This window comes from Bradyrhizobium tropiciagri (assembly GCF_001189845.1).
Taxonomy (GTDB): Bacteria; Pseudomonadota; Alphaproteobacteria; order Rhizobiales; family Xanthobacteraceae; genus Bradyrhizobium; species Bradyrhizobium tropiciagri.
On the sequence record NZ_LFLZ01000122.1, the window covers coordinates 1 to 13,793 of the forward strand.

Annotated in this window: 14 protein-coding genes and 2 pseudogenes; 6 read left to right on the top strand and 10 right to left on the bottom strand. The window is 65.6% G+C overall.

Annotation, left to right across the window (positions count from 1 at the left end; genetic code table 11):
• Positions 1-38: 38 nt before the first annotated feature.
• Positions 39-350 (bottom strand): hypothetical protein, encoded by a 312-nt coding sequence (locus AKN84_RS42740; protein WP_050426338.1) that lies wholly within the window; start codon positions 348-350, stop codon positions 39-41.
• Positions 351-843: 493 nt separating this feature from the next.
• Between AKN84_RS42740 and mobB the strand changes: the two genes are divergently transcribed.
• From mobB to AKN84_RS42760, 4 genes are all read left to right on the top strand, one after another.
• The gene (gene mobB, locus AKN84_RS42745) at positions 844-1,371 is read left to right on the top strand and encodes a molybdopterin-guanine dinucleotide biosynthesis protein B (protein WP_050426339.1); all 528 of its coding nucleotides are present in this window, start codon (positions 844-846) and stop codon (positions 1,369-1,371) included.
• A gap of 57 nt (positions 1,372-1,428) precedes the next feature.
• Positions 1,429-1,698, top strand: a complete 270-nt coding sequence (locus tag AKN84_RS42750) for a sulfurtransferase TusA family protein (protein ID WP_050426340.1) — start codon at positions 1,429-1,431, stop codon at positions 1,696-1,698.
• A gap of 321 nt (positions 1,699-2,019) precedes the next feature.
• Positions 2,020-3,675 carry an OFA family MFS transporter gene (locus AKN84_RS42755; protein WP_050426341.1) on the top strand — a complete coding sequence of 552 codons (1,656 nt, stop codon included), beginning with the start codon at positions 2,020-2,022 and terminating at the stop codon, positions 3,673-3,675.
• Positions 3,676-3,765: 90 nt separating this feature from the next.
• Positions 3,766-4,041: a hypothetical protein gene (locus tag AKN84_RS42760; protein WP_050426342.1), complete on the top strand. Its 276-nt coding sequence runs from the start codon at positions 3,766-3,768 to the stop codon at positions 4,039-4,041.
• 332 nt (positions 4,042-4,373) lie between these two features.
• On the opposite strand, the pseudogene lon reads toward AKN84_RS42760, so the two are convergent.
• The 3 genes and pseudogenes from lon to corA all read right to left on the bottom strand — a co-directional run bounded on the left by lon (position 4,374) and on the right by corA (position 8,365).
• Positions 4,374-6,748, bottom strand: a pseudogene (gene lon / locus AKN84_RS42765) (endopeptidase La).
• Positions 6,749-6,759: 11 nt separating this feature from the next.
• Positions 6,760-7,167: an Hsp20/alpha crystallin family protein gene (locus AKN84_RS42770; RefSeq protein ID WP_050426344.1), complete on the bottom strand. Its 408-nt coding sequence runs from the start codon at positions 7,165-7,167 to the stop codon at positions 6,760-6,762.
• A 181-nt stretch (positions 7,168-7,348) separates the two neighbouring features.
• Entirely contained in the window at positions 7,349-8,365 is a 1,017-nt protein-coding gene (gene corA, locus AKN84_RS42775) for a magnesium/cobalt transporter CorA (RefSeq protein ID WP_050426351.1), read from the bottom strand.
• Positions 8,366-8,631: 266 nt separating this feature from the next.
• On the opposite strand from corA, the gene AKN84_RS47930 reads away from it, so the two are divergent.
• Both AKN84_RS47930 and AKN84_RS46960 read left to right on the top strand, forming a co-directional pair.
• Positions 8,632-8,907, top strand: coding sequence for a hypothetical protein (locus tag AKN84_RS47930; RefSeq protein ID WP_050426345.1), 276 nt, complete (start codon positions 8,632-8,634; stop codon positions 8,905-8,907).
• Between the two features lies 1 nt (position 8,908).
• Positions 8,909-9,073 carry a hypothetical protein gene (locus tag AKN84_RS46960; protein WP_244485783.1) on the top strand — a complete coding sequence of 55 codons (165 nt, stop codon included), beginning with the start codon at positions 8,909-8,911 and terminating at the stop codon, positions 9,071-9,073.
• A 9-nt stretch (positions 9,074-9,082) separates the two neighbouring features.
• Here the strand turns inward: AKN84_RS46960 and AKN84_RS42785 are convergent, their stop codons facing one another.
• The 6 genes and pseudogenes from AKN84_RS42785 to AKN84_RS42810 form a co-directional block, all read right to left on the bottom strand.
• The gene (locus AKN84_RS42785; protein WP_050426346.1) at positions 9,083-9,844 is read right to left on the bottom strand and encodes a slipin family protein; all 762 of its coding nucleotides are present in this window, start codon (positions 9,842-9,844) and stop codon (positions 9,083-9,085) included.
• Positions 9,841-11,237: pseudogene (locus AKN84_RS42790) on the bottom strand (NfeD family protein). The gene AKN84_RS42785 and the pseudogene AKN84_RS42790 overlap by 4 nt, the downstream one beginning before the upstream one ends.
• Positions 11,238-11,358: 121 nt before the next feature.
• Entirely contained in the window at positions 11,359-12,300 is a 942-nt protein-coding gene (gene dapA, locus AKN84_RS42795; RefSeq protein ID WP_050426347.1) for a 4-hydroxy-tetrahydrodipicolinate synthase, read from the bottom strand.
• Positions 12,301-12,308: 8 nt separating this feature from the next.
• Positions 12,309-12,563, bottom strand: coding sequence for a hypothetical protein (locus tag AKN84_RS42800; protein ID WP_050426348.1), 255 nt, complete (start codon positions 12,561-12,563; stop codon positions 12,309-12,311).
• 197 nt (positions 12,564-12,760) lie between these two features.
• Positions 12,761-13,036, bottom strand: a complete 276-nt coding sequence (locus AKN84_RS42805) for a hypothetical protein (RefSeq protein ID WP_050426349.1) — start codon at positions 13,034-13,036, stop codon at positions 12,761-12,763.
• A gap of 13 nt (positions 13,037-13,049) precedes the next feature.
• Complete coding sequence (locus tag AKN84_RS42810; RefSeq protein WP_050426350.1) at positions 13,050-13,514, bottom strand: hypothetical protein; 465 nt, start codon at positions 13,512-13,514, stop codon at positions 13,050-13,052.
• Positions 13,515-13,793 lie beyond the last annotated feature (279 nt).

Genomic DNA, 13,793 nt, shown 5'->3' on the forward strand with positions numbered 1-13,793 from the left:
GCGGTTCAAGGGACTTAACGTGGATCAATCCGGCCGGCTCAGTGCCGCATGGCGGTCTCCACGAACTCCAGCACGGAGCGCGGGACCTCCTCGTATTCGACGAAACGGCGCCGAAGCTCGTCGGCGATGTCGGTCGTCACGTCGCGGGACCATCCCTCGTTGGTGTTGAAGGCCACGATGCGGACCGGATGGCTGTACTGGTCATCCAGCAGACGGCGGATCAGCGTTTTCCGGTCGGCGCCTTCTTCGTCGGTTTCGCACCAGGCGCGGCCAAGCCGGCCGAAATCGTTCAGCACCAGATAGGTGTCGTGGTCGATTTGATGCGGCACGATCGAAGGCGAGCGCGGCATACGTGACCCTCCGGGGACGCATTTTATCGTGTTCCGGTCGCTCGGCGCATTGGAAACTTCGAGGTATATCCGTTGGATAGAGGGATGGCGCGCGACATGAGACGGAGGCAATGGGGCGCTTGGAGCAAAGCGTCCCGTCGCAAGTTATCCATTATCGCGCTCTGTCGCAGGCGGCGTTGCTGACCGACCGATGGGGCTCCACCCGCTCAGGGAGCGGTGCGATGTTGAGAAGGCTTCGTTTTAGGAACACAACACTGGAAGAGGTGCTGGCGGTCGCCACGCAGCGTGCGCGGAAGCGGCTCCGGTCGCGTTTCCAGCCTCCGAGGGAGAGCCGGTTGGCAAGGCCTGCCAAGCCGGGGCGTCCTGTCAACTCGTAGCAGGGGCGAGTGTGCACAGGAGCTTAGCCGGATCCAATCCGGCCGGCGAGGCTGGCATGACATTGCGTCAAGGCTGATATAAGCAGCGTGGACGCTATGTGCCTTCGGAGACGTGGATGAAAGTGATTGGCCTCGCAGGGTGGAGCGGCGCCGGAAAGACCACCCTGCTGTCGCGGGTGATCCCCCATCTGCTGGGCCGGGCGCTGCGCGTCTCCGTGATCAAGCACGCCCATCACGAATTCGATGTCGACGTGCCCGGCAAGGACTCCTGGGTGCATCGGCAGGCCGGCGCGACCGAGGTGCTGGTGTCCTCGACCCGGCGCTGGGCGCTGATGCACGAGTTGCGCGGCGCGAGCGAGCCGCGGCTGCCGGAATTGCTCGCCAAGATGGCGCGCGTCGACCTGGTCGTGGTCGAGGGATTCAAGCGCGAGCCGGTCAGCAAGATCGAAGTGTACCGCGCCGCCAACGGCAAGCCGCTGCTGTTCCCCGACGACCCGCGCGTGGTCGGGATCGCCAGCGATGTTGCCGTTAAGACCACGCTGCCGGTCGTGCATCTCGATGACATCGAGGACGTGGCCGAATTGATGCTGCGTTCGGCGATTCCGGTCGACGATGTGCTCGCGTCGGCCTCAGCCGAGAACTGAGCAGGGTGGGACCGTGCCGCCGTTGACGATGCGCAGCCGCTTCGCCATGGTCGCGCCATGACGACGACGAAACTCGATCTCACCGGCCTGAAATGCCCGCTGCCCGCGCTGAAGACGCGCAAGGCCCTCAGGAGCGTAACGGCGGGAGATTTCCTCGAAGTGCACTGCACCGATCCGCTTTCGGTGATCGACATCCCGGCCCTGATCCAGGAGACCGGCGACAAGGTCGAGATCACCGAACGAAGCGATGTCCGGATCGTTTTCCTGATCGAGAAGATGAATGGAACGATAGATATTTCAAATGCTGCAGCGCCGCGTACGCGCTAGATGCAGCCTGATATCTACCATTTGCCTATCGACACCTATTTTCCATTCTGCGCGAATTGATAATCTCCGCCGGATAGCGGAGGTGGAGTTGTGCCCGGATGTGGGCACATCGGCGGACAACGGCCGGCCTGCGTCCAGTTCAGGCTGCACGGCTTGGCATATCCGATCGTATTGGGGGTTAACATTCCCGGAATGCGCGTGGTTGGTCCCGGCGCATCGAGGGAATGTGTGGCGCAGCTGCCTGACCGCAGCCGCAAGGGCTGAGACGGGATCGAAGACGCAGATGCGCCTGACGTAATGGCGGCTGCAGGGGAGGTATCAATGACCGCAGTGAGCAGCGCCGGACGCGTATCCGCGGCAGGCGCAGGTTTCCTCGACAAGGAACACACGATCGCGACCGCCGGCTTCAACCGCTGGCTGGTGCCGCCGGCCGCGCTGTGCATCCATCTGTGCATCGGCATGGCCTATGGCTTCTCGGTGTTCTGGCTGCCGCTGTCGCGTGCGATCGGGCTGACCGCGCCGAAGGCGTGCCCCGATATCTCGCTGGTCCAGGAATTGTTCACGACCACTTGCGACTGGAAGGTCGCGAGCCTCGGCTGGATGTATACCCTGTTCTTCGTGCTGCTCGGCGTCTCCGCCGCGATCTGGGGCGGCTGGCTCGAGAAGGTCGGTCCGCGCAAGGCCGGCTTCGTCGCGGCATTGTGCTGGGCCGGCGGCCTCGTGATCGGCGCACTCGGTGTCTACACCCACCAGCTCTGGCTGATGTGGCTCGGCTCCGGCGTGATCGGCGGCGTCGGTCTCGGCCTCGGCTACATCTCGCCGGTGTCGACGCTGGTGAAATGGTTTCCCGACCGCCGCGGCATGGCGACCGGCATGGCAATCATGGGCTTCGGCGGCGGCGCGATGATCGGCGCGCCGCTCGCCGACAAGCTGATGAACTATTTCAGGACCCCGACCTCGGTCGGCGTCTGGGAAACCTTCCTCGCCATGGGCGCGATCTACTTCGTCTTCATGATGATCGGCGCGTTCCGCTATCGTATCCCGCCGGCCGGCTGGGAGCCCGAGGGCTGGACGCCGCCAGCGAAGGCCAATGCGATGATCTCGACCAAGAACGTGCATCTCGACAACGCGCACAAGACACCGCAATTCTGGCTGATCTGGGGGGTGCTCTGCCTCAATGTGTCGGCCGGCATCGGCGTGATCGGCATGGCCTCGCCGATGTTGCAGGAGATCTTCGCCGGCAAGCTGATCGGTTTGCCCAATGTCGGCTTCAACGCGCTCGACGCATCTCAGAAGGCGCAGATCGCGGCGATCGCGGCCGGCTTCGCCGGCCTGCTGTCGTTGTTCAACATCGGCGGCCGCTTCTTCTGGGCCTCGCTGTCGGACAAGATCGGCCGCAAGAATACCTATTATACCTTCTTCATCCTCGGCATCGTGCTCTACGCGCTGGCACCGACCTTCGCGGCGATGGGATCGAAACTGCTGTTCGTGCTCGGCTTCGGCATCATCCTGTCGATGTATGGCGGCGGCTTCGCCACCGTGCCGGCCTATCTCGCCGACATGTTCGGCACCCAGTTCGTCGGCGCCATCCATGGCCGTCTGCTGACGGCATGGTCGACCGCTGGCATCATCGGTCCGGTGGTCGTGAACTATCTGCGTGAATTCCAGCTGGCCGCCGGCGTGCCGCGCGACCAACTCTACAACACGACGATGTACATCCTGTGCGGCATGCTGATCGCCGGCTCCATCTGCAACTACATGATCAAGCCGGTCGATTCGAAGTGGCACATGAGCGACGCCGAGGTGGCCAAGCTGCAGTCGGCGAGCGCCAGCGCCGATGCGGCCGGACCGCACGGTTCCTACGGGATCGGGTTCGGCGCGCTCGATGCCAAGGCTGCGCTGTTCTGGCTGTTCGTCGGCATTCCGCTGGCCTGGGGCATCTACATGACGCTGCTCAGCGCGGTCAAAATTCTCTGATCGCGACAATCATCGCCGCGGGTTGCCGTTTCTTCGGCGCCCGCGGCGTTCGCTTTATTCAATGAACAGAAATGGGATTGGGGGATTTCAATGTCTTGCACCCGGATTTGCCTTGCCGCCGCGCTGCTCGCCTTAGGACTTCATGCCGCGTCGGCCCAGACCGCAGCGCCAGCCGCGCCGGCACCGGCCGCCACGACGGCCAAGCCGTCGAAGATGAAGCTGACGATGGAGAAGCTGAAGGAGATGAGGGCGCAGTGGCGCGCCAACAAGCCCAAGCTGAAGGCCTGCCGCAAAGAGGTGAAGCAGAAGGGCCTGACCGGCGACGACCGCTGGTTCTACATTTCAGATTGCATGGGCAAGAGTTGAGCCCGGCGCTCTGAATGCGACGAGGATTGAGTTGAGAGAGCACGCCGTGCGGCGCCCCTCTCCCTAACCCTCCCCCGCAAGGGGGAGGGAACCCCTCCGCCTCTGGCTCCCTTACAAGCGCGCCACGGCAACCTCCAAAACGAAGTCGGTACTCATAGCGCCTCGTATGCATGACGGATCACGCAGCCGTTGAAACATCGTCTATGTTTCTTGCGGCGTAACGTCAGGTGAGCACGCCGGTAGGGCTCCCTCCCCCCTTGCGGGGGAGGGTTGGGGAGAGGGGTAAGCCCCGGGCGATATGATCGACACGGAGTGTTTCCCTCCGCCTGCCATCACTCCGCCGCGGCGGGCGTCGCCTTGGCGGGCTCGAGCGCGGCGGCGATCGCCTCGTCGACCCGTTCGAGCCAGATGAACTCCAGCTTGGCGCGGGCACCGGCGGGGATGTCGTCGTAGTCGCGCTTGTTGCGCGCCGGCAGCATCACCCGGGTCAGGCCCGCGGCCGCGGCGGCGACCACCTTCTCCTTGATGCCGCCGACCGGAAGCACGAGGCCGCGCAGCGAGATCTCGCCGGTCATCGCGGTGTCGCTGCGCACGGTGCGGTCGGTCAGCAGCGAGGTGAGGGCGGTGAACATCGCGACACCTGCGCTCGGGCCGTCCTTTGGCGTCGCGCCGGCAGGGACGTGGACGTGGATGTCGCTCCTCTCGAAGATCGCCGGGTCGATGCCGAGCTGCGATGCACGGCCTTTCACCAGCGTCAGCGCCGCCTGCACGCTCTCGCGCATGACATCGCCGAGCTGTCCGGTGATCGTCAGTCCGCCGCGGCCCGGCGTGCGTGAGGCCTCGATGAACAGGATGTCGCCGCCGACCGGGGTCCAGGCGAGCCCGGTGGCAACGCCGGGGATGCTGGTGCGCTGCGCGATCTCGTTCTCGAACCTGGGCTGGCCGAGCAGCGACACGATGTCCTTCGGCGCGATGGTGGCGTGGCTGGTGCTGCCTTCGGCGATCTGCACCGCGACGTTGCGCAGCACCTTGCCGATCTCGCGCTCCAGGTTGCGTACGCCGGCCTCACGGGTGTAGCTCTTGATGATCAGCCGCAGCGCGTCCGGATCGATCTCGACCTGCTCGGCCTTGATGCCGTTGGCTTCGAGCTGGCGGCGCACCAGATAGCGCTTGGCGATCTCGAGCTTCTCGTCCTCGGTATAGCCGGCGAGGCTGATCAGCTCCATGCGGTCGAGCAGCGGTCCGGGGACGCCGTCCAGCATGTTGGCGGTGGCGATGAAGACCACGCGCGACAGGTCGAACGGCACGCCGAGATAATTGTCGCGGAAGGTGCCGTTCTGCTCGGGGTCGAGCACCTCTAGCATTGCCGCCGACGGATCGCCCTGGATGCCGCGCCCCATCTTGTCGATCTCGTCCAGCATCATCACGCAATTGCGCGCGCCGGCCTTCTTGATCGCCTGGATGATGTTGCCGGGCAGCGCGCCGACATAGGTGCGGCGATGGCCGCGGATCTCGGCTTCGTCATGCACGCCACCAAGGCTGACACGAACGAACGGCCGCGACATCGCGCGCGCGATCGATTGCCCGAGCGAGGTCTTGCCGACGCCGGGAGGCCCGAGGAAGCAGAGGATCGGCGCCTTGCCGCCGGGCGCGAGCTTGCGCACCGCGAGATATTCGATGATGCGGCTCTTGATCTTCTCGAGGCCATAATGGTCCTGGTCGAGGATCTTGCGCGCCTCCGCGATGTCGATCGGCTTCTCGTCCGGAATGCTCCAGGGCAGGTCGATCAGCCAGTCGAGATAGCTGCGCACCATGCCGGATTCGGCCGCGGCTCCGGCATCCGCTCGTAGCGGCGCAGCTCCTTCTGCGCCTGGCTCTCGGCCTCAGGCGGCATCTTGGCTTCCACAATCGCCTTGGTCAGCTCGGCGACTTCAGCGGCCTTGCCGTCGCCTTCGCCGAGCTGGCGCTGGATGGTCGCCATCTGCTCGCGCAGGATCGCCTCGCGCTGCCGCTCGTCGAACACGGCCTTGGTCTTCTGCCCGATCTCCTGGCTCAGCCGCAGCACCTCGATGCGCTCTGCGAGATGCCGCGAGACCTTCTCCATCCGCGCCACGAGGTCGATGGTCTCGAGGATGTCCTGCTTCTCCAGCGGCTTGATGTCCATGTAGGAGGTTGCAAGGTCGGCGAGGGTTGCCGGCGAGGTGGTGCCTTGCAGCGCTGCGATCAGCTCCTGCGGCACCTGCGGCAGCAACTGCGCGGCCTCCAGCGCCTGGCGCTGCAGGTTGAGGAAGCGCGCCTCGATCTCGGGCGAGGTGGTGGTCGGCTCCGGGATCTGCAGCACGCGCGCCGCCAGGAACGGCGTGCCGGGCAGGTAGTCGAGCACGCGCATGCGCTGCACGCCCTGGCAGACCAGGTGATGGCTGTCGTCGGCGCCGGTAATGTAGCGCACGATGTTGGCGACGGTGCCGACGCGATAAAGCCCGTCGGGACCGGGATCGTTGGCCTCGGGATCGCGCTGCAGCAGGATGCCGATCGGCCGCTGCTCGCGCACCGCCTGCTGGGCGGCGGCAATCGAGGTCGCGCGGGCGATCGTGATCGGGATGATGACGTCCGGAAACAGCACGGTGTTGCGCACCGGGACGATGATCGTCGCGTCGCTCGGGATCGGCGCCGAGCTCGCCGGGCTTGAAACGTCTGATGCAGCCATGGCGAAATCCTCTAGCTCGATTTTCCGAGCCGCAGGCCGACGCAGCCATGCGCGGCAAAGCGGCTGATGGTGTAGCGGCCGGTCGGCAGCGCGATGCGGCGCTCGAAGCGGCCCTGCGGCAGCTCGAGGCGCAGGATGCGGGCGTTGCGCAGCTCGGAGGGCAGGGTGCGGCGGCCGGAGATCACCAGCGTGCCGCCGTCGAGCGCGGCCTCGACCTCGTCGGGATCGACCCCCGGCAGCGCGACCAGGATCAGGATCTCCTGCTCGGTCTCGATCACGTCCATCGGCGGTTCCCAGCTCGGCTCGCTGGAGCCCGCGCGCGGGTGCAAATTGAGGAAGCTCTGGTGCAACCGTTCGGCGCGGGCGAGCGCCTCGATCGCATCCGTCAGCATCCAGTTGGTCTGATCTTTGGGCCGCATGGGCACTCTCCACGTCGCATTGGGAGGCAACGTTACCGGTCTTGCAGCCGACCGTAAACCGGTGGCTCCGGGTGCTGCCGAGCGGCGGCGGGATTGTCCAAAAATGTCACGGTTTGCCGCATGGCTGCGATGCGCCGCAGCCGTTTGTGTGGCCCCGATGGCTCGACGTGCTGATCTCGGCCTATAGCCAGCCGGAACGCCGGAATCGCCAGAACAGCGCGCCGCATGCGGCCAGCATCAGGCCCATCACGACGAAATAGCTGTACTCCCATTGCAGCTCCGGTATGTACTTGAAATTCATGCCGTAGATACCGGCGACGGCGGTCGGCACGGCGACGATCGCAAGCCAGGAGGCGAGCTTCTTGGAGATCGCGGTTTCCTGGGCCTGACCGACCAGCAGGCTTGCTTCAAACGCAAAGGCGAGCACCTCGCGCAGCGAGTCGATCCGCTCCTGAATGGTGCGGACATGATCGGTGACGTCGCGGAACAGCGGACGCATCGCGACGCGCACCATCGGCAGGTCGTCGCGCTCCAGCCTGCGGCAGACTTCGACGAGCGGCCCGACCGCGTTGCGCAGCCGCAGCAGGTCGCGCCGCAGCAGATAGAGCCGTTCGATCTGCGCCCGCGTCATCGCGCTCGCCAGCACCTCGGCCTCCATCCTCTCGACCTCGTCCTGGATGGTCTCGAGCACCGGGGAGTAGTTGTCGACGATGAAATCGAGGATGGCATAGAGGATGTAGTCCTCACCGCGGGCAAGCGCGCGCGGGCAGCTCTCGCAGCGTTCGCGGACCGTCGCGTAGGATGTCGAGGCGCCGTGGCGCACCGAGACGATGTAGCCCTCGCCGACGAACAGATGCGTCTCGCCGAAGGCGATGCCGTCGCCCTCGAGCTGCGCGGTGCGCGCCACGATGAACAGCGCGTCGCCATACTGCTCGATCTTCGGCCGCTGATGCGCGTGATCGGCGTCCTCGATCGCGAGGTCGTGCAGCTGGAATTGCCGCTGCAAGCTTTTCAGCAACGTCATGTCGGGCTCGTGCAGGCCGATCCACACCACGTGATCCGGCTTGTTGCGCCAGCCTGCGGCCTCGTCGATCGCGATATTGGCGACGCGTCGGCCCTCGACATAGGCGCCTGCCGCGATCACGCCATCGGATTGGACGGGCCCGGCGGTTGCGAGATTTGGCGATACGAGGTCCATGGTCTCCACCCTCGACGCGGCCATCTGAATCCGCGTGACGACAATTCGCAATCAAAAAGGCTAGCACCGAATAGAAGCTGGTCAACACGCGCCGGGACGTCGCGTTCCGCCTTGCCGGGGCCGTCACGACGGGTTGCCAGGGGCCGGCCGGTCTTTATGCGGCTCCTATGCCGCACTGCGGCGTGCCCTCTCGAATTCCTACGGCCGTCCCAGCATCTTCTGGCGTGACGCGGTGCGCTCGCGCGCCGCCGACAGGAAGGTGGGATATGACCCTGCTCCATTTACACGACGTCCGGCAGCGCGGTTCGACCGGTGCTGTCGGCCAGGTCCTGAAGCGGACCATCCGGCGGATCGGCGCGGCCTTCAGGACTGTTCACCGCGCGATTGCCGCCGCCAAGATCCATCGGCTGCGCAACGAACTGCTGCTGCATCGTGGCCATGAGGATTGGGCGCGGACCCATCTCAATGCTGGCATGCCCGGCGGCGATGCCGAGAGATATCCGCGGGCACCGGCCGTGCTCGGCGAGAAGTGGGACTACTGAGATGCGCGCAGCGTCATTCATCGTCGCCCTGCTGCGCAACGCCGCAGAAGGGCTGCTCAAATTCCTCGCCTGGATCGGCGAGGAGCCGATCGGCGGCTACCGGCCCGAGGCGCATTACATGCGCGGCCCGGGGCCGGCCTGGCGGGCCAAGCATCGCGGGCATTAGCAAGCCGGATCACGTCGCTTCACGTCGCGGCGCCAGGTGATCGAGCAGGTTCATCGGCAGCGGGAATACCACGGTCGAGGAACGCTCGCCGGCGATGTCATGCAGCGCCGCGAAATAGCGCAGCTGCATCGCCTGTGGCTCCTGGGCGAGGATCCGGCCGGCCTCGACCAGCTTTTCGGCGGCCTGCTGCTCGCCCATCGCGTTGATCACCTTGGCGCGCCGCAGCCGCTCCGCCTCGGCCTGCTTGGCGATCGCCCGCACCATGGTTTCGTTGATATCGATGTCCTTGATCTCGACCGCGGTGACCTTGATGCCCCAGACGTCGGTCTGCTTGTCGAGGGTCTCCTGGATGTCGGCGTTCAACTTGTCGCGTTCGGCCAGCATCTCGTCGAGCTCGTGCTTGCCGAGCACCGAACGCAGCGTGGTCTGGGCGAGCTGGCTGGTCGCGGCCATGTAGTCGCCGACCTTGATGATCGCGCGCTCGGGATCGACGATGCGGAAGTAGAGGACGGCGTTGACCTTGACCGAGACGTTATCGCGGGAAATCACATCCTGCGGCGGCACCACCTGCACCATCACCCTGAGATCGACCTTCACGAGCTGCTGCACCACCGGAATCAGGATGATCAGCCCCGGGCCCTTCACCCCGGTGAAACGGCCGAGCGTGAAGATGACGCCGCGCTCGTATTCGCGCAGCACGCGCACCGCCTGGGTCAGGAAGATGATCACGAGCAGCGCGACCGCCCCGTAGGTGAAATAATCAAGCATCATGCTGTACCTCCTTCACCGGCGGATGCCGGTGCACGCCGCACCACCAGCGTCAAATCGATGATGTTGGCGACCTCGACCGTCTCTCCCGCCTTGAAGGTCTCGGTGCCGCGCGCTTGCCAGCGCTCGCCGTTGGTGAAGACGTGACCTGATGTCTCGGACCAGTCGAGCACCTCGGCCGATAGCCCGCGCATGGCTTGCGCACCTGTCCGCAGCGGGCCGTTGCGCGCGCGGCGCAGCGCCCCCAGCACGACGAGGATGAGCCCGGTGAACATCGCCGCCACGATGGCGATGAGTGGCCACGACAGGCGGTATCCGGGCGCCTCGATCCGGAACAGCATGGCGGCACCCAGCACGAAGGCGACGATGCCGCCAAGGCCGATTACGACGGTCGGGTTGAAGGCCTCGATCGCGAGCAGCGCGATCCCGACCAGCATCAGGGCGATGCCGGCGTAATTGATCGGCAGCATGTTGAGCGCGTAGAGGCCGACCAGCAGGCAGATCGTCCCGACCACCCCGGGCGCTACGGCACCGGGCGACATGAACTCGAAGATCAGGCCGTAGATCCCGACCATCAGCAGCACGAACGCGATGTTGGGGTCGGTGATGACTGCGAGCACGCGCGAGATCCAGGTTGGATCGATCGCTTCGATCACGTCATCCTTCGTCGCGAGGCGCTGCGTCTTGCCGCCGGCAAGCTCCACCGTCCGGCCATCGACCTGCCTGAGCAGGTCGGCCGGATCAAGCGCGGTGAATTCGACGACATGGGCCTGCAACGCGGCGTTGGTGGAGAGGGTGGCGGCGTCGCGCACCGCTTTCTCAGCCCAGTCGGCATTGCGGCCGCGCAGTTCGGCCAGGCTGCGGATGAAGGCGACGGCGTCATTGGTCACCTTCGCCGTCATGGCATCTTTCGGCTCGGCAGGGCTGCTTCCGTCCTTCTGCTCCTTGCCGCCCTTGTCCGGCGTGCTGCCCGGCAGGCCCGGTAGCGGGCCGCCGATCTGCACCGGCGTCGCGGCGCCGATATTGGTGCCGGGCGCATGGCCGCGAGGTGGGTCGCATAGAGGATGTAGGTCCCGGCACTCGCGGCATGGGCGCCGGAGGGGGCAACGTAGCCGATGACCGGAACGGGCGAGGCCAGCACGTCGGTGATGATCTCGCGCATGCTGGTGCTGAGACCGCCCGGCGTATTCAGGCGCAGGATCACGACCTCGGCGTGCCGTTCGGCCGCCTTGGCCAGGCCGTCCTTGACGTAGCTGGCCGCTGCCGGCCCGATCGCGCCATCAATTGAAATGGTCAGGGCAAGGCGGTTGCTGTCCGCGGCCAAACCGGGACGGATGGAGACAACCAAAGCGACCAGTGCGATCGCCACAACGAGAGCCGCCTTGAAGGTCTGCACGGCAAGCACTCCCTTGCCGTGGATATGGGGCGCGGTTCCGCAACCTCAATATGGCGCGGCGTCACGGCCGATGTCGGCACGTGCCATTGTGCATTGCGATGGCTTGCGGCGGCGCGTCTGCTCACTGCGCCGCTGCAAGATACTCGTCGGCAAGCGCAGCCATCGCCTGCGCGACCTCGGCCTTCGCGGTTGCACCCAGCTGCACGATCGGCAGCCGCGTCGCCGGCTGCATGAAGCCCAGCAGCGCCAGCGCGAATTTCAGGGCGGCCGGATGCTCCCGCTCCAGCAGGGCTACGAGCGGCACCAGCCGCTGATGCAGCTCACGCGCCTGATACAACCGGCCCGCGCGGAAATGCCGGTAAACGGCCACGTAGAGGTCGGGCGCGACGTTCGCGACAGTCGAGATGCAGCCGTCGCCGCCGGCCGCGAGCCAGGCGAGCGACGATAGATCGTCGCCCGTCAGCATCCGGAATGTGGCGGGCAGGCGTGAACGCAGGCGTGTGAGGCGGGCGACGTCGCCGCCGCCGTCGCGCAATCCCGCGAAGCGCGGCGATCCGGCGAGCTCGAGCAGCGTTTCGTCCGTGAGGCCTTTCACGGTCCGCGACGGAATGTCGTGCAGGATCACCGGCAATGTCGTGGCCGCGGCGACGGCGCGGAAATGCGCCGCCATGCCCTGCGGCATCGGCTTGTTGTAATAAGGCACGACCGACATGATGGCGTCGGCACCGGCCGCTTCGGCAGCCCTTGTGAACGCGACGGCGCGATCCGTCGCGTTCGATCCGGCGCCGGCGATGATCCGGACCCGCTTGCGCGCGACGCGGGCGGCGATCTCGACGAGCTTCACGCGCTCGGCGGGCACCAGCGTCGCGTTTTCGCCGGCAGTCTCGCCGACCACCAGCGCCGAAGCGCCGGCCGCGATCTGACGCTCGCACAGCCGGCCGAACGCCTCGGTGTCGATCTCGTCCCGGTGGTTGAAGGGGGTCGGAAGATCGGGGATGAAGCCCGACAGGCATTCGGCCGAATCAGCCTTCGATGCCCATCTCGATGTTGTCAGCGGGATCATCGGGTGGCTCAGGCCACGCGGCTCGCGGGGAGGGGCGCGATCTCGCCGCTTGTATCGAGCTCGAGCTCGCGCGACAGCTCGACGATCATTTCGGGATGCTGGCCGTTCTCGAACAGCGCGTATTTGACCGCCTGGGCGCGGTTGACGAACAGGCCGCCATAGAGGCCGTTCTGTTGCTGGGCGACCCACTGGCCGCGGTGATTGCGGCCGATGAAGACGATGGTGGACGTTGCGCTACACGAGGGAGGTTCGACGAATTTCACGGATGGAGTCCTTACTCTCTTGCTTGACGCGTTTTCTTCACGCGAACCGGTGTCCATCCCGGATCAAGTCCGGGACAGGCTTCGCTCGAAAACGCTTTAGTCGAAGTCACGCGATCAATGTCTGTGTTGCCGGATATGAAATCGAGCACGAAGCGCGGCCGACTTCATAAGAGCGGCATAGGATTTGAGGAATGACTTCAGGTGTGTTGGACGATGCCGGTGCCGAGCGCGCACAGCGCGACATAGGCGGTCATCTCGTCCCAGTGATTGAGGTTTGCGGCCAACGGCATTTCCCGTTTGGCAATCCCGGCGAAGGCGCAGATCACGGCCGACATCCAAAGCAGCGTGATGAGGCCCCTGCCGAAGCCCGCGCCGGCGAACACGGCAAAGCCGACCATGATGGCGAGCCGGAAGCCGAACCGGACCATGACCTGGACCGACTGCAGCTGCCGCGGCAATTGTTTCGCGTTCACGATCGTGCTGCCGTCAGCCGATATTGTCGACCAGCAGCGGCTCGTAGAGCGTGCTGATGCCGCGACGGACGGTGGGCACGCTGGTGCGGTTCTCGGGCGTCGAGATCCGCTGCGCCTCGACGAAGCCGGAGAGGATCGCGAGCGCGAGATCCGTGTGGTGGGTCTCGATCGACTGGTCGAGCCAGTCGGGCAGCTCGCGTTCGCGCGACAACGCGCAGTGCCACTCGCCCTCGTCATAGACCAGGCGGCGGATCTGCCATTGCGGCAGCTCGAGATCGAGCAGCGCGATCGCAGCGTCCGTCCACGCGCCGGACTGGATCAGGCGCTCGACGCGTGAGGTCTTGCCGCTCTGCATGGCCGAAGGAAAGCGTCGGCAGGTCTGGTTGACGATGTCGGCCATGAACTCGGCTGTAACAGCACAGGCGTCGCGCAGCCGTTCGCCGAGGTCGGTCGAGGTGTTTTGCGATAGCACGGACATGGCGTCATCTCGTCTTGCGCACGGCCCAAAGCATTGGCCGCAGGCCCAAAATGGCCGGACCGCCATTTGAAAACGAGATGAGGGGAGGGTCGGAGATATAGGGATTCCATAAAGATGGAACCGGCGCCGTTCTTACCCTCCCCTGGAGGGGGAGGGTCGCTTCACATCGCGTCAGCGATGCGAAGCGGGGTGGGGTGACGGTCCCTCCGCGTCCAACAGTGCCCGTGTTAAGAGATCACCCCACCCCGTTCGCATTCCGCTTCGCTGCATGCGAACCGA